The following is a 25,575-nucleotide window of genomic DNA, read 5'->3' as shown; positions in this document are numbered from 1 at the left end:
TTCCCCCAATTTCGAAACACCCACATGGGCTACGCGCCCCCGGCGCTATGCTCGGATAGAAGAATGGACTTACACTGATTCGAATTCTGAAAATGCAGTAGTTGACACGCAACGAGCTTTCATAGAAGGGAACGCCCTCCGTGGCGTTCCGTAAGGTTGCGCGGGTCCGGAACGGCACAGAGGCCGTTCCCTACAATCCGCGGATCAACTTCCCGGCCGCGATCGCTTTTCGATCTCGGCCCGCACTTCCGGCAGCGGATAGTCGAGGATCGGCAGGTCGATGCCGGCGACTTCGCGGAGCCGCCGCCAGCCGCGGGTCACGAGCGTCTCACGTTGCTTGACGTAAGCCGGATCGAGGCGCCGCTTGTCGAAATCGCCGTCAACGGACATCGGCTCGAATTCGTCGGTCACGATGAATTGCGCCAGCGCCGGATTGCAGCGGATGTGGCGCTCGCGGGTCGTGTGCAGCGACTCGGGTTCGACCATCCCGATTACGTACCGCAGATAGAGATCGCTATCGGTGACACTCTCGACGTCACCGCCGCACACGTCGCACAGATAGCCCTCTTCGCACTTCGCCATGTTTGGGCCCAACCAAAACGATGCGTAGACGATACCGCCAGTTTCGGCATCGCCGTGACGCGCGATCGCAGACTCCGTGAGGGTTGGAGCGATTCTCGCGGGATCCCCTCACCCCGGCCCTCTCCCAGAGGGAGAGGGAGTACGATTTGACTCTCTTCTATAGTTTCAATACGTCCCCCATGCCGTAGAGTCCGGCTGGTTTCCCGACGAGGAACTTCGCGGCCGTCAGCGCGCCATGGGCGTAGCAATCGCGGCTGGTGGCTCGGACGGTCAGCTCGATCGTCTCGCCCAACAGGCCGAAGATGATTGTGTGCTCGCCCGGATTGTCGCCGACGCGAACGGCATGGTAGCCGATTTCGCCGTGCGGCCGCTTGCCGGATTGTCCCTCGCGACCGTGCCGGTGCGATTGCTGCCCCATCGCATCGGCAATGATCCGGCCGAACTTCAAAGCCGTCCCGCTCGGGGCGTCTTCCTTGAAGCGATGATGCCGTTCGATGATCTCGACATCGGCTCCCGACGGATGGCCGGCCAGTGCCTGGGCAGCGGTTTCGGTGAGCTTCATCGTCAAGTTCACCGCAAGGCTCATATTCGGCGACCACAGCAGCGGAATCCGCCCGGCCGCCTCGCGGAGCATCTGCTGCTGGGCATCGCTCAAGCCCGTGGTCGCGACCACGAGCGGAATTCCGCGTTCCATGCAGGTGGCCATGATCGCCTGCGCGCCGGCGGGGACAGAAAAGTCGATGACCACGTCAACTGGCGCGTCGAGCGTGGCCACGACAGGCACATTGATCTCGCCGACGCCGGCGATCGTTCCGGCGTCTTGTCCCAGCCGTGGATGATGCGGCGCTTCGAGCCCCGCGGCAATCGTCAGGTCCGGATCGGCGATCCCGAGCGCCACCAGCCGCTGCCCCATCCGGCCTGCTGCTCCGTGAATGGCAACCTTTATTCGGCTCATCGACTACTTTCGGATTAGCTGTAAAGCTGGATCGCCTTGATGATTTCATCCAAGTCGTTATTGACCGCCACGGCGCGATTGGCGAACAAAGCCCGCTTTACGCCGCGGCTGCCGAGCACTTTGTTGAACTGCTCTTGGTCGGTCGTGTGATAGGCGACCGTGGCGGTCGGGTCCTTGAGCTGATGGCCAGTGAGAATGCAGACCACTCGCTCGTCGCGACCGATCACTCCTTCGCTCACTAGCAGCTTCGTCCCGGCGACGCTCGCGGCGCTGGCCGGCTCGCAGCCCAAGCCGCCGGCGCCCACTTGCGCCTTGGCGTCGAGTATCTCTTGATCGGTAACTTCTCGGACCACGCCGTCGCAAACGTCCAGCGCGCGCAGGCACTTCGTCAGATTCACCGGCCGATTGATCTCGATCGCGCTGGCGATGGTCGAGGCCCGACGGCCGGCGGCGTCCAGCTCCGCGCAGTAATTGTCGCAGATCGCCATGTCCGGCGCGCCGCCATTCCAGCGCAGGTTGCGATTCTCGAACAGCTCGTAAAGCGTGTTGGCGCCGGCCGCATTGATCACCGCCAGCCGCGGCACGCGGTCGATCAAGCCGATCTCGCGCAGCTCGGCGAAGGCCTTGCCAAATGCGCTCGAATTCCCCAGATTCCCGCCAGGCACGACGATCCAATCGGGCACTTCCCATCGCAGCCCTTCGAGCACGCGATACATGATCGTTTTCTGTCCTTCGAGCCGGAAGGGGTTGACGCTGTTCACCAGATAGATGCCCAACTGCTGCGAGACCTCTTGCACCCGCTGCATCGCGTCGTCGAAATCGCCGGCAATTTGCATGGTGAGCGCCCCGTAATCGAGCGCCTGCGACAGTTTGCCGTAGGAGATCTTCCCCGAGCCGATGAAGATCACCGCCCGCATCAATCGCGTCACCGCGCAGTAAAGGGCCAGCGAAGCACTGGTGTTGCCGGTCGAGGCGCAGGCAGCGCGGCGAGCCCCGATCGAGCGACCGTGCGTGAACGCGGCCGACATGCCGTTGTCTTTGAAGCTACCGGATGGATTCAGCCCCTCGTATTGCAAATAGAGCTGGCCAGGAGCGAGGCCGGCATACTTCGCCACGCCGTTCGACGGCTGAAGCAGCGTCTGCCCTTCGCCGATCGTGACCACCTTTTCCGGCGGAGCAAACGGCAGCAGCTCGTGGAACCGCCACACTCCGCTCAGCGCCAGCGGTTCAAATCGCCGCGACCATTTCTGCTCGAAGAAGGACCACGAATCCGGCGGCCGGGCCCGGTCCCAATCGTAGCAAACGTCGAGCAAGCTGCCGCAACCGCAGGCCACCCGAGCCTCGTCGATCCCGTAGGTAGCGGCGCAGCCGGGGGCAATGCACTTCTGAAAGGCGACGCTCGTCGGGGCTGCGACACTAATGGCTCAATACCTCCGGATCATCGTTTGCCGAAGGTTTAGTCTAATAGCGGCGAGTGGCGCGGGGCAAGGGGAGAGGAGGAAGGCTGCACTCGGCAGTAGGCAGGTGGCAGGCGCCTGCCAAACGACAAGCGTTAGCCGGTTCGCTTGCGAACCGGAGTGTTCGAGCGCCGGTCGGGCCGAATTCAGACCGTTGGAGTTCAGCCTTCAGGCTGCGTCACGCAGACCGTAGGTCAGGCCTCTGGCCTGACGAAGCACTTTGTCGGCACGACAGCAACTCCAGTCAGGCCACAGGCCTGACCTACGCAATGCTTGCGAACCAAAGATTGCGAGCATCGGAGGCCGCTCACTTCGCCACCTCGATCACCTTCGCCGACTTGATCGTCACCGGCGTGGCCGGCCGGTCATTAGCGCCGGTCTTCACCGCGCCGATCGCTTTCACAACGGCAAGGCTCGCGGCGTCGGCGGTGCGGCCAAAAGCCGTGTACTGCCGATCGAGATGCGGAGTCCTTTCCAAGCAGATGAAAAACTGCGAGCCGGCCGAATTCGGATCGCTGGTCCGCGCCATCGACACCACACCCGCCTCATGCGTCGTGGCGTTGAACTCGGCGGGGATCGTGTATCCCGGCCCTCCCGAGCCGCTCCCTTCCGGACAGCCTCCCTGGATCATGAACCCCTTGATGATGCGGTGGAAGACGAGGCCGTCGTAGTAGCCGATCTTGGCCAGTCCGAGCATATTCCGGCAATGCCCTGGGGCAACATCGGGCAGCATGTCGAGCTTGATCTTACCGAGCGTCGTGTCCAACTCGATTTGATACTTTTTGGTCTTGAAATCGAGCCCCTTCTGCGCCGCCTCGACCTCCGCCTTGCGATTCTTGGCCATACGATCCTCCAGAAGTCTTGTCCACGCTGTCCGAATTCGACCAAGCCGAAAGCGGCAACTTATCAGAACGCCGCTCGCGACACAATCGGCGGGCGAAACGCCAGCACTGCGATGCGATCGGCCGCGCGCGCTTCAATTCGTTGACAAGCGACTCTATCAAGCAGTATCGTTAGCAGTGCAAATGGAGGGGGTGGCGCTCCAAAACGACGTGCGGCCTTTTGCCCAATTCTCCGGAACTCGCTCCGTCGCAACGTGAAAGGAACCGACCAATGAGACCGCTCAACTCTCGGATAGTGCAGGTTCTTCCGGGATTTTTCGTGATGCTATGCGCCGGCACGGCCTTCGACGCGGCGGTGTCTGCCGATGACCAGCCGCCAGTGGCAGCGGCGGGCGATCAGATTCATCCAGTCGCTGTACTCCGCGATGACTTCAACGGCAAATTCGCGCTCCGATGGAAGATCATCCGCGAAGACCAGGGTCACATCTCGCTGACAAAAGATCCCGGCCACCTGACCATCACGACGCAACGCGGCACGATCCACGGCGATGTCGAGCACGACGCTCTCAGCGAAGGCATTCGGGCCAAGAATATCTTTCTGATCCGCAATCCGCTGGCGGAGTCGAGCGATTTCAGCATCACGCTCGCGGTGAGCAAATTCGAGCCGACCACCTTTTTCCAACAGGTCGGTCTGATCTGTTACGACGACGATGAGAACTACGTGAAGTGGGGTTTCGAATACAGTTGGGCCAAGCCCGACACGACCAACTTCGTCATGGTTCGCCAGACCGACAAAGTGCCCGACCACGACCTCGTCACGGAGCTAAAAAATCCCGGGCGATTCTGGCTGCGCGTGAGCCGGAGCTGGACCGATTACGAGTGTGCCTTTAGCACCGATGGCCACGAATTCACCGTGGCCGGCTCGCGCCCCTGGGGCAAGCACCCACCGAAATACATCGGCTTCCTGGCCAAAAACGGCGGCAACCCCCAAGCCGGCGAGATCGACGTCTCGATCGATTCCTTCGAGCTTCGCTCGCCGCCGATCGCGGCGGAAAGCGCCAAGTGATGCAGACCGAGCTGGGCTTAATCGCTAGAAGCCCGTTTGAAATCGTTGTCGATCGACTTGTTCTCAAAGTAGGAATATACTTTCTCTCAATGAGAAAGAACGCCGCGGAAGTCCTGTTTTCTGGTTTGCGCCGCGAGGTGCTGGGAGCGATGCTGCTGCACCCGCAGAAGGTGTGGTACTTGAGCCAGTTGGCTCGCCATTTAAGGGCTGCCCCGTCGCACCTCCATCGCGAGCTTGCCGCCTTGGCCGAAGCTGGCATTCTCAGCCGGCGAGTGGAAGGGCGACAAACGTATTTCCAAGCGAACCCGATCTGTCCCTTCCTGCCGGAGCTGGCAGGCCTGTTGCGGAAACTGACGGGCGCACCGGTCGTGCTGCGAAAGGCGCTCCACTCGGTCCGCTCGAAAATCCAGTGTGCCTTTATTTACGGATCCGTCGCCCGCGGCACTGAGGTCGCCGAGAGCGACTTGGATCTCATGGTCATCGGTGATTTGACTATATCGGACTTGCTGCCAGCTCTAAGGCGCGCAGAACGCGACCTGGGCAGACCCGTAAATCCAACCATCTATGCGCCCGGAGAGCTTGCCAGAAAGTTCAAAGCCGGGCATCATTTCATCCGGAGCGTCGTAAACGAGCCCGCTAAGATTCTTGTAATCGGCTCGGCCCATGACCTGGAAACGATTGCTCGCGGAGAGGCGAGTCAAGCCGCATCGGACCAGCAAGCCCGAACTCGACGACCTGCGCGCGGCCGTCGAAATAAAGCTTAAAGACGCAGCCTCGACCAGCATTTCACCCGATACGCGATTTACGACCGCTTACGGCGCCGCGTTGTTGCTTGCCAAAATGGCGATCGCCTGCGCTGGCTATCGCCTCGATCCCAAAGGCGGCGGGCATCACAAAACGGCATTCGAGGTACTGCCGCTCGTCCTCGGGCCCAGCGCCAGTGCTTTGGGGCGATATTTTGAAGTTGCCCGCCGCAAGCGCTATGAGATTGATTATGACCGTGCCTTCGTCGCCTCGGACGCCGACGCCGACGAGATAGTACGGCGCGCTGGCGACTTGCAGACCGTCGTTGAAAACTGGATTACGGTCAACCATCCCCAGTTGGCCAAATAGCGCTGAATTCAAGCTCTTGACTCGCCCGTTGTCCGAAACGATAGTGGTGCCTCATTCGGAAGCAGGTTTTGGGATCCACTTCACGGAGGCGGGCGTGGACGGATTTCTGGGCGAGTTCCTTGGCACGATGGTGCTGATTCTGCTTGGCGACGGGGTCGTTGCCGGGGTGTTATTGAACCGGTCGAAGGCGCAAAATGCCGGCTGGATCGCGATTACCGCCGGCTGGGCGTTTGCTGTGATGGGGGGCGTATTCACGGCCCGCAAGTTCGGCGCGCCGGGCTTCATCAACCCGGTTGGCCCACTGGCGGCGCTAGTGCTCGGCGACTTGAAGGCGTCCGCCGTGCCGCTTTATGTTGCCGGCGAGTTCCTCGGCGCGTTCACTGGCGCCGTGCTGGTGTGGCTTCATTACCTGCCGCACTGGTGCGAGACGACCGACCGCAGCCTGAAGCTGGCGGTTTTCTGCACCGCCCCGGCGATTCGCCGCCCGCTCATGAACTTTCTGAGCGAGGCGATCGCCACGTTCACGCTGGTATTCGTCGGCGCCGCGATCATCGAGAAAGAGATCGGCCGGGGCTTCGTCGCGCCCGTGGGTGGGGCGCTGGTCTGGGGGATTGGCTTGAGTCTGGGAGGCCCGACCGGCTACGCGATCAACCCAGCCCGCGACCTTGGCCCGCGCTGCGCGCATGCCCTGCTGCCCATCGCCGGCAAAGGGGGCTCCGACTGGAGCTATGCCTGGGTGCCGGTGATCGGGCCGATCCTCGGCGCGCTCGCCGCAGCGCTGCTCCTGCGATCGCTGGGTGCCTAAAGTGATTTAATTCATCCGCCTCAAACATTATAATTCGACGTAAGTTGTCGGTGCCGTTGCCGCTCTGCCAACTTAAGCCGCTCATGGCAGCACAAGCTTATCTGCCCCTCGCCTTGGTTGTTTGCCGCTAGAAAAAACCCCTAACTCCTGTCACAGTGAATCGCATGTCCGCCGGTTACACGATCATTGCAGAAATCGTGAAACCGCTCACCGAGCATATTGAGAAGGGCAAGCCATTGCCAACTCTTTTCGGAGCGTTAGCGGGCGGCGCCGTCGGCGCATGCGCTGGCTTTGTCTCGGAGTATCTGACACTTCCCGGATCGATTGCAGGCGCGCTCGTCAGCGCGGCGGTTGCGGCCGGCCGATTCAGGCGGCTGCCGCGGCCGATCGGAGAGGGCGAAATATCCGATTCGGAGCGGTCGCCCGGCCGGTTGAAACTCGAATGCGTGTCGTCGAGGCGTCTCATTTCGTGCGTTACATTGCTTTTCGAGAGGGCCGTTTACATTTCGTTGTCCGATGATGCGCGTCAATGGTCCGCAATTAAAGAAAGCCTTTCTCAAGGCAGGGATCCCGGAATCTCCTCAAGCAGGCTGATTTGGCTCGACACGATTGACTCGATCGAGCTACCCGAAGCAGACGCAATCGGGCTTGCAATTTGTTACACGGCAAATGGGAAAGAGCAACGACGGTCAACGGAGTTTCGATCCCGTGTGGCACGGAAAGTGTTCCTCAATGCCTTGGAGGAATACAACGGCGTGTACTTTTTATCCGAAAGGCACGAGGTCGGCCTTGTTCGAGCTACAGCGGGTCCCTGGATCGTTGTATCCATTGTTCTGTTGTTGGTCACATCCGCTGCGTGGGCATCCGCGTATTGGACAGCCCATCCGCCGCCGCCGCCGATTGGAAAGACTGAACAGGATTGGTTGGTAAGACAGTTGGTTTGGTTGGGACCTTTCAAACTCTTTATGATCGGTGCCGTTCCGTTCTTGCTCTCGTTTGTTTGGCTCTTGAAGAGAACGCTCTTTCCCCCGCACGTCCACGTTTTAACGAAGGGCAGCGAGCGGATTTCTGGGTGGACAATTGCGGCACAAGTCGATTCGGCACTCGGCGAGTCCGCTGATTCAGCGCAATCGTCCATCGCGTTTCGCGATGCGACCCCAATGGCGCCTTCGGGGAACTCCTACGGCTGGAAGCTGAGCGCTCTTTCGCCGCTGGTCTTGATGCTCTGCGGGGCATTAGTCCCGCTCGGTGAGTATGTGGATCGCGTGCGAAAACAGGCCCGCGAAGAACAAGTGAAACGCGAAAAGCTCCAGAACGATCTCGACGAACAGATCAAGTCTGTGCGCGAAGGCAAAGTCAAGGCGGGCGAAGCGTTCCGGCGATTGTTCCAGATCGATGACCCTACCGAAAAGCGCGCGAAGTAGCCATTCGGCGCGCGTCAACTGCTATGCACCTTTTGCGGATTGCAGCATTACGAATCCGCAATCAACTCTGCGCATCCCGGTGATTGGGAGCGGCCCCTTCAAGCGGTTTGCTTCGGCGGCCGAGCGGGTGCTCCAGACAGCATCCCATGAGCGCTGATGTCCTCGTCGATATCCGGCCAATGGACACCCTCTCCGTCGCCGAGGATCTCGAACTTGCGGCGCTGGTCCGGAGTGGCATTTGACAGGCGCCATGACCATGCCAGAGGCACGCTGATAACGCGCCCGTCGGTCAACTGTGCGGTAATCAACTCGTCGCTCACTTCGACGCGCTGTATCCTAGGGTCGCCACTCGCCGCAGTGTTCATCCCAAGCCTCGATGATTTGATCCAAATCGTCGACAATTATGCCTCGAATGCGATTCAATTCCGTGGCGTTGAGACGGCCGTTTGATGCCAAAGAGATCGGGCTCAGCCAGAACTTACAGGTCTTTCGATCTCGCGGCACATGAACGTGGCGAGGTTCATTGCAGTCGAAACTATAGAAAAAGAACCGATAAGGACCGGGAATTCCCGGAATGGTCGGCACAGCATCAGTTCCAGCGAGGTCGCATCGCTATCATTGTAACTAGCGATGGGCAACGAGGTAGTCAAATCGGCCGGGGTCGCAGATTCCGCTCTGCACCGGAGAAAAACATGCGATCGCGATTGCCTCGCTATTTCCGTCCCGCCGAGCCCGCTCGGTCCGAATTCATCGCGGACTCGGCGTCCTTCGTGCCGTGGCCGGCGGCGCCGGGGTGCTTCGGGCTTTGCGACGTTCCGGCCAGGAAGTTATCGATCTGGGCCGAATCGCGGAGGCGGTTGAACTCGTCGGCCATGGCGAGGCGGATCTTCTTTTCGTGGATGTCCTCGAACAGCAGATCGCGAACGTCGGCCATTTCCACCTTCTGCGGCTCGGTGTAGCCCTCGCAGAAGAGAATGACGCACTTGTCGCCGAGGGTGATGATGCTCGACAGGTCGCCCGCCTTGAGCTTGAACGCTTCGTCCTCGAGCTGCGTCATGCCGCCGTAGCGCTGAATCGGCGGGACGCGTCCTTGGAGCGTGCGGCTGGGGTCGATCGAGTATTGCTCGGCCAGCTTTCCGAAAAACTCAGGATCGGGATGCTGCTTCTGCAGCTCGGCTCGTGCCAGTTCCCAAACTTCTTGCGCCTTCCGCTCATTCGCCAGCATGATCACTCGGCAACGCACTCGGGGGCCGTAATTGGCCGTGAACCCGCGCTGCATGTCTTCCTGATTCACTTGCACGTCGCCCACCAGCTTCTTGAGCGCCACCGAGGGCCAAACGGCGTCGTGATAGTACGTCTCGACGGTGATCCCCTGCTCTTTTGTGACCGCCTCGATCCAGGCGTTCACGTCGGGCCGCTTTTGCTTGTCGAGCTTGCCCATCGCCAGCGCGGCTCGGGCAATCTCGGCATTCAGATCATCGTCGCCGATCGTGATGCGCTTGTTGCGGAGCGCTTGTTCGAGCAGCTTGTGGTTGATCGTGCCTTCGAGCACCTCCGTGCCGTGCCGGTCGATGCACTCCTCAGCCAATTCGCGAAGCGTGATCTTCCGGTCGTTGATGATCGCCGCCACGCCGGGCATTTCCTGGCTTTTCACCGAATCGTTGAGGACATTCTGCACGACGGCCTTCGATTGAAGCTGCTTGAAGACGTCCGCGGCGGCGGTGTGCAGCTTGCGGTCGCGGAGTGCCTCGGTCAGCTTGCCGCGAACATCCTCGAACCGTACGTTCGACGGCGGCATTCGGCCGTCGCACTTGAGGATTGCAAACTGCCCGCGAAACTGAATCGGATCGGACACCTCGCTTGGCCGCAAATGGAATGCCCATTGCTCGATCTGCTCGTCGCCCATGTGATGATGGATCGGAGGGATCATGCCGTTGGCGCTCGCGCTGGCGTCGATCGAGTATTTGACCGCCAGCGCACCAAAGTTCTCCGGATCGCTCTTCGCCTGAGCGGCAATTTTGTTTGCCGTCGGAAGGTCTTTTGTGATGATGATCCGGGCCTTGACTGCCTCGCCGTATTGCATGTCGAAAGCATCCTGCAATTCCTGCTGGGTCGGCTTCAAGCGATCGGCCGCAAGCTTCTTCAGAGCGAGCGTCGGCCAGACGATGTCGTTGGCATACTGGTCCGCGGTGATGCCGCGCTCTTGTTGCAGCATCTTCAGCCATTGATCGACGGTCAGGCTGAACTTGCGGGCCATGCGGTCGATCTCGTCATTGACCTCCTGTTTATTGACCGTCACATTCTGCTGCTGGCAGAACTGAACGATCAGGTACTTATTGACCATCGCTTCGAGGACTTCCTTGCCATAATGAACGAGGCACTCCTGGGCCAATTCCTGGCGGCCGACGTCCTCGCCGTTGACCACGGCCACGACTTGTGGCTTCTGCGGGGCGGCCTGCGTGGTCGCGCTCGCTTGTTGCACGGCGCCGGTGCTCCGTCCGGCCGCGGGATCCTTGGCGTTGGCGATTTGCGGCCCGCGAATCGCGCGAATCGCAATGCAGGCGACGATCACCGCCATCGCTCCGGCGGCGACGCTCAATCGGCTCTTCCAGCGGCCCCAGCGCGAAGCGCTTCCAGCAGCATCCTTGCGTACCATCTCGGTTTCTCCCTAAACCGCAGGCAAGATCGGGTCAGCGCCAACGAAATCCAATCCGCTGGCTAACGGGGCGGGAAATATAGAAGCCGCCACCCAGAGCGTCAAGAGAAGATGGACAAAAAGTACAAAGTGCGAAGTATGAAATACGAAACTATTTCGTCCTTTGTAATTCGCACTTTGTACTTAACTTTAGTTTTCCATCACTTCCGATTCTTTGGCCTTCGCCAGATCGGCCACTTTGGCCTCATACTTCTTCGTCAGCTCTTGGATTTCATCCTTGAGCGCGTCGCGGTCGTCTTCGGTTAGCACTTTGTCTTTCTGTTCCTGATCGGCCAGCTTGTTGCCGTCGCGGCGGACATTGCGGATCGAGACTTTCGCTTCTTCCCCTAAATCCTTAATTCGGGCGACCAGCTTCCGCCGCACGTCGGTAGAAAGAGGCGGGATGTTGATCCGGATCACACGGCCGTCGTTTTGCGGATTTAGGCCCAAATCACTCGAGCGAATCGCCTTCTCGATGTCCTTGATCGTCGCGGGATCGAAAGGGCGGATCACGATCTGCGTCGGTTCCGGGGCGCCGACCTGCGCGACCGACTTGATTGGCGTCGCCGCGCCATAGACTTCGACGCGGAGCGAATCGACCAGGCCGGGATTCGCCCGGCCGGTGCGAATCCCGGCCAGCGAATGTTTGAAGACGTCGACGGCCTTTTCCATCCGCTCTTCGGCGTCCAGCAGGATTTCGTCAGCAGGCATGGGAGAAAGGGGGCTGGGGACTAGGGACTGGGGGCTAGGGAAATTATGCCGCCCGCAAGGCGAGCGGGGAAGAGGAAACGATGCAAGTCGCGGTCGACGAGATGGCTCCGTCGCGCGGCCGACGCTTGCTCGTCCCGAACCCCGAGCCCCTAGTCCCGGGCCCCGATGATCGTCCCTACCCGCTCGCCGTTCACCGCTCGCTCGATGTTCCTTTCCTTCTTGAAATTGAACACGAGGATCGGCATGTTGTGCTCCATGCACTGGGCGATGGCGGTGGGGTCCATCACGCGGAGGTTCTGCTCGCGGACCGCTTGATAGGTGAGTTCCCGATAAAGGATGGCGTGCGGATTCTTCTCCGGATCGTCGGAGAATACGCCGTCGACCCGCGTGGCTTTGAGGAGAATGTCGGCCTCGAGTTCGAGAGCCCGTTGAGCGGCAGCCGTGTCGGTGGTCACAAACGGGCTGCCGGTGCCGGCGGCCAAGAGCACGATTCGCCCTTTCTCGAGATGCCGTCGTGCTCGGCGGCGAATATACGGCTCGGCCACGCCGTCCATGCGGATCGCCGTCAACAATCGCGTCTCGCAGCCGAGCGATTCCAGCGCGTCTTGCAGCGCCAGCCCATTGATCACGGTGGCCAGCATCCCCATGTAATGGGCCGTGGCCTCCTGAATGCTGGCATTTCCGGCGGTGAATTGCGCGCCGCGGAGGATATTGCCGCCCCCCATGACGATCGCGATCTGCACGCCGCGCTTGGCGGCCTGAACGGTCTGGCGGGCGAGATGCACGACCTCGTCCATGCTGATCCCGCGCTCGCCCGCATGGCAAAAGCTCTCGCCGGAGAGCTTGAGCACGACGCGGCGGTAACGGGGCGGCAACGAGTCGTCAGCGGACATACGGCGGTCAGAGTAGGGTGCGTCGAGTCCGCGCTGACGCACCGGGCATCGGTGGTTCCGGTGCGTCAGCGCGGACTTGACGCACCCTACGGCCCTTCATCATCCGGCATCAAATTCGGAGCGACCGTTCATTCCTTGCCCAACTCCCAGCGGACGAATCGCTTGATCTCCATTCCCGATTTCTTGGCCATCTGGCCGACGGTCTGCTTGTCGTCTTTGACGAACGGCTGTTCGAGCAGCACCTTCTCGCCGAAGAAATTGCGCAACCGCCCCTCGACCATCTTGGCGATGATGTTCTCGGGCTTGCCTTCCTTGCGGGCGGCGACCGAAAGAATATCGCGCTCCTTGTCGATCTCGGCCGGATCGAGATGTTCCTTGGCGACGACTTTGGGTTTTTGAGCGGCCACGTGCATGGCCACGTCCTTGGCCGTATCGTTCTCGCCGCCGCTCACTTCGACGAGCGCGCCGATCGAGCCGTCGTGGTGCGCATATCCGCCCGAGGGCGCTTTGAAGCGCTCGATTCGCCCAACTTTGACGACTTCGCGCATGCGATTGAACAACTCGTCCTTCTGTTGTGCGAGAGTTATTCCCGGCTTGGACGGCGAGGGCTGGGCAAGCAATTCCTCTGCCGTCGCCGCTCCGGGACCGGTGGCCAATTGCTTGGCAAGATCCATGGCGAGTTGGCGAAAATCCGGGCTGTTCGACACCGGGGCGCTTTCGCAGAACAATTCGATCATTGCCCCGGTGTCCTGGGCGACGTCGGCGAACACCGCGATTCGCCCGGCGGACGTATCTCGGCCCAAGCGAGTTTCCTGAGTTTTGATTCCCTGCTTGCGAAGCCAATCGACGGCGGCGGCTTCATCGCCCCCGGTCTCTTGCAAGGCCCGCTTGCATTCCATCATCGGCAGCCCGGTCCGCTCGCGCAGCCCTTTGACGGCCGCGGCACTGATTTCTGGCATTTACAATCTCCCTTTATTTAGCCCGGGCGTTCACGCCTCGGTTGTTAATTGATTAACGCGGCTGGGCGCCACCAGGTCGACGTGGACATGCTCGCGCTCGCCGACGTGCCTGACATGCCCATGCAAGCGACAGAGCGATTTGGTGCCATTTCATCCATCGGCGCTCGCGTGGGCACGGCACCCGCATCGATCCCACCGAATCTCAGGCTGTCGCCGTTTGAGCAACTTCGACCGGGGCGCCGTTCGCCTGCGAAGCGGCATCTTTATCTTTCGCTGATGCGCCCGACGCCTCCGCTTTGCCGTGCCCCATCGTCGCGGCTTCGGCCTTGCCATCGAGCACCGCGTCGGCCAACTGCTGTACGATCAACTCGATCGAGCGGATACTGTCGTCGTTCCCCGGAATCGGCAAATCGATCAGGTCCGGATCGCAATCCGTGTCGATCAATGACACGGTCGAGACGCCGATCTTGCGGGCCTCGCTGACCGAGTTCTTTTCCTTTTTTGGGTCGATGATCACCATGCAATCCGGCGCGCGGTTCATGGTGCGGATGCCGTTGAGATTGCGATACATTTTGCGGAATTCGCGCTTCAGCGCCGATTGCATCTTCTTCGAGTAGGTGGCGAAATCTTCGGACGCCATCAATTTCTCGAGTTCTTCAAGGCGGCTCAGCCGGCTGCGGATCGTGCGGAAGTTGGTGAGCGTTCCGCCGAGCCAGCGGTCGTTCACAAACGGCATTCCGCACCGCGATGCTTCGCGCTGAATCGTTTCGGCGGCCTGCCGCTTCGTGCCGACGAACAGCACGAGGCTTCCGCCGGCGGCGACCTGCTTGAGATACTTCTTCGCCCGCAGCAAGCCGCGGATCGTTTCGCGAACGTCGATGATATGGATTAGATTGCGGCGGCCGAAGATATACGGCCGCATCCGCGGATTCCAACGACTGGCGCGATGGCCAAAATGAACTCCGGCTTCAATCAATTCTTTCGCTGAGACACTGGGCACAGAGAGACTCCTGGGGTGAACAGTGGCACACCGGCCTGGCTCCGCGGCGGTTGGCCGTGGGCAACTCCTGCCGACCGCCGACCCGCTCTGCCGGAGCCTCCGGCGTTGGGTGGAAACTTGCTCACGACAAATACTTACATCCGCCCCGACCGCGTCGAGGGCAAGCCGTATAGGCTAGCAATTTGAATGCCGATCGTCAACCGGGGGATTCGACGAGCCCGCGAAGCGTCGCCAGGTTCATCGAATCCAGTTCGATGCCGCGATTCTCGCCATCGGCTTCCTTGGGCGTTTCCAGATACATGGGGATTTTCTGAAATCGCGGGTCGTTGAGCAGCAAGCGGAACGCGTCGAGGCCAAGATGGCCCTTGCCGATGTGTTCGTGCCGATCGACGCGGGAGCCGAGTTCGCGTTTGCTGTCGTTCAAATGAAACGCCTTCACGAGCTTGAGGCCCACGAGATTGTCGAGCTGCTTGAAGGTCGCCTTGTATTCCTTCGGCGTCCCCAGCGGATAACCGGCGGCGAACAGGTGGCAAGTGTCGATGCAGACGCCAATGCGGTCGGGATCCTTGACGCCGGCGAGGATCGTTGCGAGCTGCTCGAATTGCCAGCCGAGATTGGTCCCCTGACCGGCCGTGTTTTCCAAGAGCGTCTTGACGCACAGGCCGCGCGTCTGGCGATGCACTTCGTCCAGTGCCTGGACGATCCGCGCTAGTCCGGCATCTTCGCTCGACGACGTGTACGAACCGGGATGGGTGACGACGTATGGGATTCCTAGCCGCTCGGCGCGCTGAAGTTCGACGATGTAAGCCTCGACCGATTTCCGCCACAGCTCCTCATCCGGCGCGGCCAGATTGATCAGATACGAATCGTGCGACAACGGATGGGCTAGCTTGGCTTCCTCCATCCCAGCCCGAAACCGGGCCACGTCGTCATCCGTGATTTCCTTAGCCCGCCACTGATTATTGTTCTTAGTAAACACCTGAACAGCATCACAGCCGCATTGCCGGGCAATTTCGGCGGCACGATAGTATCCGCCGGCGATCGATTGGTGGGCGCCGAGAATGGGCATGGTTGAAGTAATCGATCGCGCCTAACCCGCGTTTACCGTCCGTGTCTGACCGCAGCCAGCGGGATCGCGATTGCAATGAAGACGACGCTGATCATCATCAGCACGCAGGCGATGATCCCAAGGATTTTCCCGGCCTGGGTCAATCCTTGGCCGGCGGGGTCCATTCGCCCAGCGCGGATCTCCTTGAGATCCGTACTCCCCATGATCCATGCCGGAATCCCCAGGAAATGACAGAGCACAATGCCGAGAATGCCCAGCGTCAGGATCAGTCCCCCGCGATGCGGCTTCAAATAGTTGCCGCTCTGGCCATAGTAACCAGGATTGGCGCTTGTGGGCGACGAATAGGGGTTCGCGCCCGCGGCCGGATTGGCGGGATTTGGCGACGCTGAATACGGCTGGGCCGGAGTCGGATCGGCAACTTTGAATTCATCGGGATTAGCCGGCGATTGTCCGACATGTGGCTCCGTCACCGCGCCCCTGGCCGATGCCAGCATCGGGTAAACATCTCGCGCCCAGAGCCAACCGGATTGCCCCTCGCGCGACAATTGGCAATCGCCGGTGACGCGGCCTTCATTCACCCAAGTGTCGAGCTGCGCTTTGGCCACGGGGCCATAGCTCTGGCCGCCGGAAAACTTGACGGTCCAGCGGTCGGTTGACGACGCGGCCGAAGCGGCTGCTGAAGTCACATCGCCGGCCGTCGCTGAAGCGGCCGCCAAAAACGTCGTTTGGCACTTTGGGCATTGCGCCTGCCGACCGGCGGCGTTGTCCGGCAGCCGCAACCGGGCGTTGCACCCCGGACATGACAGTTCGATGGGCATGGATTCGAGGAAAGGTATCGGGGCCGAGAGGCGAAAACGATAGTTTCCGCCAGTTTAGACGGGCCGGTGGCGGCGAACAAGCAGTGGAGCAAAAAACTGACGCGCACATTGCTTGCTATTTTCCAGGCGGCGACACTACAATGAACCCGTCGCTCTTCGGCACGGCTAGACGAGGCTGAGCGGGTTGTTTCATGGATGCGTTATACTGGATTTTGGGGGCAGGGCTGGTGGCCGGTGGGATTGTGGCCGTCGTGGTTTGGCGTCCGATCCGGGCGGCCCGGCGCGAAAAGCTGCTCGCTCGCGCCCGTCGCGATTTTCATCGCCAACGCGAACAACTTGAAGCGCGATTTCTCACGCGCGCGGCCGCCTGCGGCAAGCCGCGCGGCCTGCGCTGGTCGGACTGCAATTTCGAGGACGATGTCACTTACGCCCGCGACCGCCGCACCAAGCGTCTCTCGGCATTTGTCGCCGTGACGATTCGCTTCGAGGCGATCGAAGGGGGCGGCATGGAGGAGAACGAAAACGTGCGGAACCTTCGGGCCGCCACCGCCGTCTTCGATTACGACCGCAGCCGCTGGACCACCGACGGCCGGGCGATCTTCAACCTCAACCCGGCCGAAGCGATCCAGTTCTATCAAGCTAATCTGGAGCTGGTCGCTCAAGAAGCGGCTTCGTCGCGATAGATGCGCAAGGGCATCGAATTCGTATTGGGTGCGTCAAGTCCGCGCAGACGCACTAGCAGTAACCGGGCCGCTTGACGATGCGTCATCGCTTCGCTCGACACATCCTACACTTCGAGAATTGCGATCACGGCGTCCACCCTTCATGTAGCGCGGCGCCTTTTTGCACGACCACGATGCCGTCGCAGATCATGCATTCGGGCGTTTCCGGGCTTGAGTCCACTCCGCGGTCGTTGGCGATCCGCACATTGCGGCCGATCCGACAGTTTTTGTCGATGATTGCTCCTTGGATCGTCGTCCCCTCGGCAATTCCCATCGGAATCGTCTGCCCTTCGCGGGCCATCTCGGCGGCCGACTCGTAGTAGTCGGCCCCCATGATGACCGAGTTGCGGATCGTCACGTTGCCGCCGATCCGGCAGCGCAGCCCGATCACGCTCTGTTCGATCACCGCGCCCGATTCAATCACGCAACCGTCGGAGATCAGACTGTTGCGCACCTCGGCGCCGTCGATCCGCGACGGCGGGAGGAACCGAGCACGGGTGTAGATCGGGGCATCGGCCACCGCCAGATCGAATGGCGGATTGGTCGCCGCCAGGTCGAGATTGCACTGATAGAACGATTTGATCGTGCCGATGTCCTCCCAATAGCCGTCGAACAGGTGCATCTGCACCCTGCGCGCACGGATCGATGCCGGAAAAACCTCGCGGCCGAAATCGTGGTAATCGGTCTTCGTGAGCAAATCGACCAGCGTCGGCCGATTGAACAGATAGATTCCCATGCTCGCAAGCAGGTCGCGGCCGTTGCTCGGCACGCCGTGGGCGTCGATCCAAGCCGGTTCGGTGCGGACCAGTTCCATTTCTTGCGGGGTCTTCGGCTTTTCGAGGAAACCGTTGACTCGCCCCGACTCATCGCCGCGCATGATCCCGAAGGCGGAGGCCGTCGCCCGATGTACGGGCATGGCGCCGATCGTCACGTCGGCTCCCGATGCCAGATGCGTTTTGAGCATGTCGGCATAATTCATTCGATAAAGCTGGTCGCCAGAGAGGATCATCACGTAGTGAATGTCGGACTGCTGCAAATAGCGGATATTCTGCCGCACGGCGTCGGCGGTGCCCTGATACCAACCGGAGCTGTCGAGCGTTTGCTGGGCGGCCAGGATTTCGACGAAGCCGCCGCTATAAGCGTCGAACGTGTAGGTGCGGCGGATGTGCCGATGGAGGCTGACGGAGTTGAACTGCGTCAGCACGTAGATACGATTCAAGCCGCTATTGATGCAGTTCGAAATCGGCACGTCGATGAGCCGATATTTTCCGCCGAGCGGCACCGCTGGCTTCGAGCGATACTTGGTGAGCGGATAGAGCCGCGTCCCGCGACCGCCACCGAGAACTAGCGCCAAAACGTTTTCCATGTGACGGGGCTCGGGATTCGGGGCTAGGGACTCGGAAAAATCGTTGCCGACGCTGCTGGCATCGGAAGCAGTCACTTCACTACAAAGTTTACCAGCTTGCCGGGGACGACGACCACTTTCACGACGGTTTTTCCCTCGAGGAGTTCGGCAATCTTCGGATCGCTTCGTGCCGCTGCCTCGGTGATCGCCGCATCGGCGCCGGCGGGGGCCGTCACGCGGCTGCGGAGTTTGCCATTCACCTGCACGGGCACCTCGACCACGTCGTCCTTCACCAGCGCCGGATCGGCGGCCGGCCAAGGCTCATAAGCAAGCGTCTTATCGTGCCCGAGCAGTTGCCACAACTCCTCAGCTATATGCGGTGCGAATGGGGACAGGATCAGCACGAATTTCTCCATCACCTCGCGCGGGCGCACGGCCGCCTTCGTGAAGAAGTTCGTGAATTCCATCATCTTGGCGATGGCCGTGTTGAAGGCCAGCCGTTCGAGGTCGGCCGTCACGGCGGCGATCGTCTTGTGCAGCACGCGATTCTGCTCGATCGTCGGCGCGACCGCTTTCACCGCCGCGTTCAGCTCCACCGCTTCGCTCCGCTCGGCGACGATCATTCGCCATACGCGATCGAGAAAGCCGCGCACTCCGTTCACGCCCGTCATGCTCCAAGGCTTTGTCGCCTCCAGCGGACCCATGAACATTTCGTAGAGCCGCAGGGCATCGGCGCCGTATTCTTTCACGACCTGGTCCGGGTTGACGACGTTGCCGCGGCTCTTCGACATCTTGTGCGCGCGGCTATCGACGCGGATCGATGGATCGGCTATGAGCACAAAGAACTCGCCTTGCTTCTCGACGTGGCCGGCATCGACGCGCACGGCAGTCGCCGGCTGGCCCGACTTCTTGTCGACCGGCTTGTTTTCTGAGTCGAGCTTCACATCCGCCGCGCTCAGCCAGCCCCCGGCCTGCTTGCGAAAGCCGGTGAACTCCATTTCGCCGAGGATCATCCCCTGGTTGACCAGTTTCATGAACGGCTCGGGCGTGCTCACGTGGCCGCGGTCGAAAAGCAGCTTGTGCCAGAATCGCGAGTACAGTAGATGAAGCACGGCATGTTCCGCCCCGCCGATGTAGAGATCAACCGGCATCCAAGCCCGCTCCAGTTCCGGATCGACGAGCAGCTTGTCGTTGCGATGGTCGATGAACCGCAGGAAATACCAGCAGGAGCCGGCCCACTGCGGCATGGTGTTGGTCTCGCGTTTATATCGGCGGCCGTCGATCGTCACATACAGCCACGACTCGGGCGCTTTTTCCAGCGGCGGCTCCGGCCGGCCATGCGGCTTGAAATCGGCCAGCTCCGGCAGATCGACGGGGAGTTGATCGGCCGGCACCGCACGAAGCACCCCGATCGGCTTTCCCATGGCATCCAGTTCGTGCAGGATCGGAAACGGCTCTCCCCAAAACCGCTGCCGGCTAAAGAGCCAATCGCGGAGCTTGTAGTTGACCGCCGCGCGGCCGAGACCCCGCTTGGCGAGATCGGCAGCGATCGCAGTCTTGAATTGCGCTGTCGTAAGGCCCGTGTACTGGCCCGAGTTGATCGCCGATCCATCCGCGATGAATGCCTGTTCGCCTCGAAGCAGCGATTCACGCTCGACCGGCCGTTTTTCACCAGGATCGACGACCGGAATAATCGGCAATCCGAATGCCTTGGCGAATTCGAAGTCGCGTTCGTCGTGCGCCGGCACAGCCATGATCGCGCCGGTACCATAGCTGATGAGTACGTAGTCGGCGATCCAAATCGCAACCGACTCGCCGTTGACTGGATTGATCGCATAGGAACCGGTGAACACGCCGGTTTTCGTTTTCGCCAATTCGGTGCGATCCAGGTCGCTCTTGCGGGCAGCCAGTTCGCAATAAGTTCGCACGGCCTCCGCCTGGCCCGGTGTCGCCAGCCGCACGACGAACGGATGCTCCGGAGCGATGACCATGTAGGTCGCGCCGAAGAGCGTGTCGGGCCGGGTCGTGTAAATACGCAGCACATCGTCGTTCGACTTCGGCGGAAAACCGGTACCGCGGCGGTGTTCGCACCAGTCGGCGAAAGCCGGTTTGGGCGGAATCCCGCCGGTCACTTCGCGGCTCGCCGCGCCGATGTAAAAATCGACCTCCGCTCCCGTGCTGCGGCCGATCCAGTCGCGCTGGAGCTTCTTGATGCTCTCGGGCCAATCCAGACCTTCCAGGTCCTTCTCAAGCCGGTCGGCATAGGCCGTAATCCGCAGCATCCATTGCCGCAGCGGCATGCGGACGACCGGATGGCCGCCGCGCTCGCTCACGCCGCCGATCACCTCTTCGTTCGCCAGCACGGTGCCGAGCGCCGGGCACCAGTTCACCGGCGCATCGGACTGATATGCGAGGCGATGCTCGTCTCGATACCGCGCGATCGCGCCCTCTCCCGCCGCCGAGACTTCAGCGGGGATCGGCAGCTCGCTGATCGGCCGGCCTTTCTGAGCCGCCGTGTCAAACCATGTGTCGAAAAGCTGGAGAAAGATCCACTGCGTCCAGCGGAAATAGCCGGGATCCGTCGTAGCCAATTCGCGCTGCCAATCGTAACTGAAGCCGAGCATCTTGAGCTGGCGACGAAAATTGGCGATATTCTGCTCGGTGCCAATCCGCGGCGGAGTGCCCGTCTTGATCGCGTGCTCTTCCGCCGGCAGCCCGAATGAATCGAACCCCATCGGGTGCAGCACGCTCCGGCCGCGCATCCGCTCGAAGCGGGCCGTGATGTCGGTGGCCGTATACCCTTCCGGATGCCCCACGTGCAGCCCGTCCCCGCTCGGATACGGAAACATGTCGAGAACGTAGAGCTTGTTCCCCGCCGGCAGGCGCGGAGCGGCAAACGTCTGGTGCGCTTCCCAGTAGGCCTGCCACTTCGGTTCGATTTGTGCGGGATTATAGCGCGGCATTCAGAGTAGTGATCGACGGAGAGCAAATGTCATGTTAGCCGTCGCCCCTGGGCGGCGGAGTGGCGCCAGACAAGACAATCGGGGAATTCTACCGGTTCGCCCGACTCGCCGCAAACCAGCACTTCTCACGACTACTTCTCACTTGCCATCGCCGCGCCGCCGCCGCTATTCTGTACGCCATGCCACCGACGACCGAGCCGCCGCTAATCTTGCCGCGCCAGTTCCTGCGGATGTGCCGGCGAAACCGCAAGCGGCTGAAGGTGGCCGATTCAATGGGCACGAAGCTTACCGGCGGCGATCTATTGCTCCGGTCGCTCATCCTGCGGCGTATCCTGCTTCGAGAGGTACTCGCGGCCGATGAAGGAAACGTCGGGCTGCTGTTGCCGCCATCGGCCGGCGGCGTCGTTGCGAACGCGGCGCTTCCGCTCATGGGCCGAGTGGGCGTCAATCTGAACTACACGCTCTCTCCCGAGCTGATTAACAATTGCATCCGCCAATGCGGCATCCGGCATGTGCTCACGAGCCGGCGATTCATGGAGCGCGTGAAGATCGAAGTCTCGGCGGAGTTGGTCTACCTGGAGGACTTTGCCGGCCGGGCCTCGCTAGCCGACAAGCTGATCGCCGCAATCCAATCGCGCCTGTCGCCGATGGCCACGCTCGAGCGCTCGCTCGGACTAACCAAAATCAAGCCCGACGACCTGCTTACGATCATCTTCACCTCCGGCTCGACGGGCGATCCCAAGGGGGTGATGCTCACACACGAAAACGTCGGCTCGAATCTGCGGGCGATCAACCAGACGATCCGGCTCTCGATCGACGACGTGGCGATCGGCGTGCTGCCATTCTTCCATTCCTATGGCTACACGGCCGCGCTTTGGACGGTGCTCTCCCTCGACCCGACAGGCGTTTATCACTTCACGCCGCTCGACGCCCATCAGGTCGGTAAGCTCTGTCGCGAAGACAAAGTGACGGTGTTCATGGCGACGCCCACTTTCTTGCGCACGTATATGAAGCGCTGCGAGCCGCAGGATTTTGCCACGCTCGAGGTCGTGTTCGCCGCGGCGGAAAAAGTGCCGCGCGAGCTGTTCGATTCGTTCGAGGCGAAATATGGCATCCGTCCGGTCGAGGCCTACGGCTGCACGGAACTCTCGCCGCTGGTCGCCGTGAACGTGCCCCCTAGCCGCAGCCCGCGGGGCGATCAATCGGGAGTGCGCGAAGGGACAGTCGGGCGACCGATTCCGGGCGTGGCGGTGAAGGTCGTCAATCCGGAAACTTGGCAGGAAATGCCGAAGGGCGAACCCGGAATGTTGCTAGTCCGCGGGCCGAATGTGATGAAAGGCTATTTGAATCAGCCCGAAGCGACCGCCCGCGTCATCCGCGACGGCTGGTATATCACCGGCGACCTGGCGACAATCGACGCCGACGGCTTCATCACGATCACGGGGCGCGAGAGCCGCTTCTCAAAGATGGGAGGCGAAATGGTCCCGCACGGCACGATCGAGGAAGCCCTGCAAAAAATCCTCGGCGGCGACGAAGATCATCTGCAAGCCGTCGTCACCGCCGTGCCCGATCCGCGACGAGGCGAACGACTCGTCGTGCTGCATTTGCCGACAAGTAAAACCCCCGAGCAAATCGGCCAAGAACTCGCGGCCGCCGGCCTCCCGAACCTTTGGATCCCGTCGCCGGACAGCTTCATGGAAGTGAAGGAAATCCCCGTACTCGGCACGGGCAAGCTTGACCTTAAAGCGATGCGCGACGTAGCGCTCAAACGATTCGTAAAACCCAAAGCGAATGATTGAACGACTCCTGATGCAGGATTCGCTCAGATTGAGTGTGGTTGGCCAAACGATGTATGTGAAAAGAGTGGATAGGAGTCGTTCGATCGCCGCAGGCCACGGCGCTTTGTTTGCGAAGATCGAGGCTTCTTGGCCGGCGATTTGCGCGGCGATCGATTCACCTTCGGCGCCGGCAAGGACAATTGACCTCCCGCCGTCAATGCGGCGTAACGATCAAACAAGAAGCGAATCCGCGCCAATTCGTTCTCGAATGGTTGGGAGCGATAGCAACGATCCACGGCTTTGTCGAGGAGCCGGTGCGCTTTGACGAGCGCGGTTGGCATTACGTCCGTGTCATAGATATCCGCCAGCGATTGTCCGGCTTGTGACGTCCGCACCTGGAGGACAGCTTGGGCTGCCGATCGAACTGCCTGAATATGTTTTTCCGAGGGTTGGTCGGGCCAAGGGAAGTTGTTGTAGACGATCTCAGCCGAGTAGCGGTAGCGCGACTCAAGCCTGCCGCAGACTTGGCGCATCCATGCCATGTGCATCGTACTCGTGAGCACTCCGAAATGGTAGAAGTCGGCGTCGATCACCATTTGGATCTCAGTTGTGGTGATTACAGTGGGCCCCAGAAAGCCCATTGGAATAAATCGTCGGTTCTCCGACGACGTCTTCGGAATGGCAAGATACCGTCGCGCAGGCTGACGGATCTCACCAAAAAGTGCGGGCGTCTCCGCGAGCTTTCTCGTTGCCGGTCGATCGCTCTTGAGTCGATGCGCACGCACGGCCTCGACCCGTTTCATGATCTCCGGCATTGAGCGCAAATCACTTGGCTTCGCATCGACAAGCCAAAGGCACCATCGATCGATCCCGTTGATGAATTCCTTTGATCCATAAATTCGCCGCAGGAAACTCTTGGCGCTCGGCTCGCGTTTCAATAGTTCGGATTTCTCCTCACGACTGAGCAACAGATGCCCGCCATCATTCGGCATGTTGCCGAATGAAATCGGCGGCACGCCACAAAGTGGTTTCCGGCGCGGGCGAATGAACACGCTTGCGGAATCGACCAGATAAGGGTTGATCCGGTCGACTTTTCGAACCATCGGGTCGCTCCGGGGGGTATCGTAGTCGAACAGCAATCGTTGTCGCGGCTCGCTAAACCCCCACCCGATGATGACGCAGTAGACTCCCGCGATGCCGGGCGCATCATTGTCCCAGCGGAAAGTTCGGTGTGCAAAGTGGATCGACACACCGCATTGCAACAAGCGCGACCACAAAGCCGAAACTTGCTCACCTTGAGTGATCGAGTTCGTGGAGACAAATGCGACCGGGATCGTCGTACCCGTTACGTATTGCATCGTCTTGACGTACCAAGATGCCACATAGTCCAGTTCACCCCGACCGTCCCAGTCGCCAAAAACCAAGTCCATATCTTTGGATTGGTCTTTAGTGCGAAATGCCTTACCAATGAAGGGGGGATTGCCGACGACGCAAGAGAGCCGGTCCTTGGACACAACGCTCGACCAATCCAGCCGCAGTGCGTTGCTATGAGTGATATGGGGCGCCTTGTCCAATGGCAAACGGATGAAGTTCTCGCCGAATTCCTCGGACGCCTTCATGTTCATCAAATGGTCAATCAAATACAACGCCGTTTCCGCCACGCGGCAAGGGAATTCCTCAATCTCGATGCCATACATCGCGCTGACGTTAATCCCTTTCGCGAATTCCAAGCTGAGAAGGCGTTCGCCCTCTCGCCTGCGCACTCGCGCCAGTCTTCGATGAATCTCGATCTCCAACTCCCGAAGCTCGCGGTACGCGATGACGAGAAAGTTCCCGCAACCGCATGCAGGGTCGAGCACCGTAATCCTTGAAATGCGCGATAACAGAGCTTCGAGTTCCTTCTGGGATGTTGCCCTTTCGAATTCCGCGCGCAAACCGTCGATGAGAAGCGGTCCGAGGGCCTTCAGGATGTTCTTCTCGCTCGTGTAATGCGCCCCGATTGATCGACGCTTGCCCTTGTCCTCGTCCATTACTTTTTGAAACATCGCGCCGAAGATGGCAGGCGAAACCGCGCTCCAATTGAAAGCGCAACATTTGAGAAGCGTCTTCCGGGCGGATTTGTCAAACGCGGGCGGATCGAAACGCCGTTCGAATAAATGCCCGTTTACATACGGAAGAAGTTTGATATCGTCGTCAAGACTCTTCTGCCGCGAGGAATTCGGCTGGTCGAGGACTGCGAAAACATGGTTCACGAGCGGGCCCACGTCCGAACCGTCATAGCGCGTCTTACGCTCCAGGATTTCACGAAAAAGTCCGGGTTCAAACAGACCGGTGCGGTCGGCAAACAGGCAGAACATAAGGCGCACGAGAAACACGGC

At 60.6% G+C, this 25,575-nt stretch carries 23 protein-coding genes; 7 read left to right on the top strand and 16 right to left on the bottom strand.

The genetic code is table 11. From position 1 onward, the window contains the following. Positions 1-204: 204 nt before the first annotated feature. The 4 genes from VGY55_23705 to VGY55_23690 form a co-directional block, all read right to left on the bottom strand. Positions 205-582 carry a hypothetical protein gene (locus VGY55_23705; protein HEV2972992.1) on the bottom strand — a complete coding sequence of 126 codons (378 nt, stop codon included), beginning with the start codon at positions 580-582 and terminating at the stop codon, positions 205-207. 157 nt (positions 583-739) lie between these two features. Continuing rightward, positions 740-1,537 (bottom strand): 4-hydroxy-tetrahydrodipicolinate reductase, encoded by a 798-nt coding sequence (gene dapB / locus VGY55_23700; protein HEV2972991.1) that lies wholly within the window; start codon positions 1,535-1,537, stop codon positions 740-742. A gap of 14 nt (positions 1,538-1,551) precedes the next feature. Continuing rightward, the gene (gene thrC, locus VGY55_23695; protein HEV2972990.1) at positions 1,552-2,871 is read right to left on the bottom strand and encodes a threonine synthase; all 1,320 of its coding nucleotides are present in this window, start codon (positions 2,869-2,871) and stop codon (positions 1,552-1,554) included. Positions 2,872-3,301: 430 nt separating this feature from the next. Further along, the gene (locus VGY55_23690) at positions 3,302-3,838 is read right to left on the bottom strand and encodes a peptidylprolyl isomerase (GenBank protein HEV2972989.1); all 537 of its coding nucleotides are present in this window, start codon (positions 3,836-3,838) and stop codon (positions 3,302-3,304) included. 269 nt (positions 3,839-4,107) lie between these two features. Between VGY55_23690 and VGY55_23685 the strand changes: the two genes are divergently transcribed. The 5 genes from VGY55_23685 (at position 4,108) to VGY55_23665 (ending at position 8,244) form a co-directional block, all read left to right on the top strand. Beyond that, positions 4,108-4,902, top strand: a complete 795-nt coding sequence (locus tag VGY55_23685; protein ID HEV2972988.1) for a DUF1349 domain-containing protein — start codon at positions 4,108-4,110, stop codon at positions 4,900-4,902. Further along, entirely contained in the window at positions 4,902-5,666 is a 765-nt protein-coding gene (locus VGY55_23680) for a hypothetical protein (GenBank protein HEV2972987.1), read from the top strand. The genes VGY55_23685 and VGY55_23680 overlap by 1 nt, the downstream gene beginning before the upstream one ends. A gap of 61 nt (positions 5,667-5,727) precedes the next feature. Then, complete coding sequence (locus VGY55_23675) at positions 5,728-6,015, top strand: hypothetical protein (GenBank protein HEV2972986.1); 288 nt, start codon at positions 5,728-5,730, stop codon at positions 6,013-6,015. A gap of 94 nt (positions 6,016-6,109) precedes the next feature. After that, on the top strand, positions 6,110-6,820 hold the full coding sequence (locus VGY55_23670) for an MIP/aquaporin family protein (protein ID HEV2972985.1): 711 nt from the start codon (positions 6,110-6,112) through the stop codon (positions 6,818-6,820). Between the two features lie 509 nt (positions 6,821-7,329). Then, entirely contained in the window at positions 7,330-8,244 is a 915-nt protein-coding gene (locus VGY55_23665; GenBank protein ID HEV2972984.1) for a hypothetical protein, read from the top strand. Positions 8,245-8,342: 98 nt separating this feature from the next. On the opposite strand, the gene VGY55_23660 is transcribed toward VGY55_23665, so the two are convergent. From VGY55_23660 to VGY55_23620, 9 genes are all read right to left on the bottom strand, one after another. Further along, positions 8,343-8,609, bottom strand: a complete 267-nt coding sequence (locus tag VGY55_23660; GenBank protein ID HEV2972983.1) for a DUF2442 domain-containing protein — start codon at positions 8,607-8,609, stop codon at positions 8,343-8,345. Further along, positions 8,581-8,829 carry a DUF4160 domain-containing protein gene (locus tag VGY55_23655; GenBank protein HEV2972982.1) on the bottom strand — a complete coding sequence of 83 codons (249 nt, stop codon included), beginning with the start codon at positions 8,827-8,829 and terminating at the stop codon, positions 8,581-8,583. The genes VGY55_23660 and VGY55_23655 overlap by 29 nt, the downstream gene beginning before the upstream one ends. A gap of 127 nt (positions 8,830-8,956) precedes the next feature. After that, positions 8,957-10,900 (bottom strand): peptidylprolyl isomerase, encoded by a 1,944-nt coding sequence (locus VGY55_23650; GenBank protein ID HEV2972981.1) that lies wholly within the window; start codon positions 10,898-10,900, stop codon positions 8,957-8,959. 189 nt (positions 10,901-11,089) lie between these two features. Continuing rightward, positions 11,090-11,650, bottom strand: coding sequence for a ribosome recycling factor (frr, locus tag VGY55_23645; protein HEV2972980.1), 561 nt, complete (start codon positions 11,648-11,650; stop codon positions 11,090-11,092). Positions 11,651-11,799: 149 nt separating this feature from the next. Then, positions 11,800-12,543, bottom strand: coding sequence for a UMP kinase (pyrH, locus tag VGY55_23640; GenBank protein ID HEV2972979.1), 744 nt, complete (start codon positions 12,541-12,543; stop codon positions 11,800-11,802). A gap of 128 nt (positions 12,544-12,671) precedes the next feature. Next, a complete protein-coding gene (gene tsf / locus VGY55_23635; GenBank protein HEV2972978.1) occupies positions 12,672-13,502 on the bottom strand; it encodes a translation elongation factor Ts in 831 nt (276 codons plus the stop codon). Positions 13,503-13,704: 202 nt separating this feature from the next. Then, positions 13,705-14,502, bottom strand: coding sequence for a 30S ribosomal protein S2 (gene rpsB, locus VGY55_23630; protein ID HEV2972977.1), 798 nt, complete (start codon positions 14,500-14,502; stop codon positions 13,705-13,707). Between the two features lie 196 nt (positions 14,503-14,698). Beyond that, positions 14,699-15,571 (bottom strand): deoxyribonuclease IV, encoded by an 873-nt coding sequence (locus tag VGY55_23625; protein HEV2972976.1) that lies wholly within the window; start codon positions 15,569-15,571, stop codon positions 14,699-14,701. A gap of 32 nt (positions 15,572-15,603) precedes the next feature. Then, positions 15,604-16,389 carry a GYF domain-containing protein gene (locus VGY55_23620; protein HEV2972975.1) on the bottom strand — a complete coding sequence of 262 codons (786 nt, stop codon included), beginning with the start codon at positions 16,387-16,389 and terminating at the stop codon, positions 15,604-15,606. Positions 16,390-16,580: 191 nt separating this feature from the next. Here VGY55_23620 and VGY55_23615 point away from each other — a divergent pair, with 191 nt between their 5' ends. Continuing rightward, the gene (locus tag VGY55_23615) at positions 16,581-17,072 is read left to right on the top strand and encodes a hypothetical protein (GenBank protein ID HEV2972974.1); all 492 of its coding nucleotides are present in this window, start codon (positions 16,581-16,583) and stop codon (positions 17,070-17,072) included. A gap of 124 nt (positions 17,073-17,196) precedes the next feature. On the opposite strand, the gene VGY55_23610 is transcribed toward VGY55_23615, so the two are convergent. After that, on the bottom strand, positions 17,197-18,477 hold the full coding sequence (locus VGY55_23610) for a glucose-1-phosphate adenylyltransferase (protein ID HEV2972973.1): 1,281 nt from the start codon (positions 18,475-18,477) through the stop codon (positions 17,197-17,199). A gap of 71 nt (positions 18,478-18,548) precedes the next feature. Continuing rightward, positions 18,549-21,419, bottom strand: a complete 2,871-nt coding sequence (gene leuS, locus VGY55_23605) for a leucine--tRNA ligase (protein HEV2972972.1) — start codon at positions 21,417-21,419, stop codon at positions 18,549-18,551. Between the two features lie 179 nt (positions 21,420-21,598). Between leuS and VGY55_23600 the strand changes: the two genes are divergently transcribed. Continuing rightward, the gene (locus VGY55_23600) at positions 21,599-23,218 is read left to right on the top strand and encodes an AMP-binding protein (GenBank protein ID HEV2972971.1); all 1,620 of its coding nucleotides are present in this window, start codon (positions 21,599-21,601) and stop codon (positions 23,216-23,218) included. A 23-nt stretch (positions 23,219-23,241) separates the two neighbouring features. On the opposite strand, the gene VGY55_23595 is transcribed toward VGY55_23600, so the two are convergent. Next, positions 23,242-25,575 (bottom strand): DNA methyltransferase (locus VGY55_23595; protein HEV2972970.1); only part of this gene is annotated, 2,334 nt, incomplete at its 5' end.

The organism is Pirellulales bacterium (genome assembly GCA_035939775.1).
GTDB lineage: Bacteria > Planctomycetota > Planctomycetia > Pirellulales > DATAWG01 > DASZFO01.
This window is presented reverse-complemented; position numbering and strand designations above follow the sequence as displayed.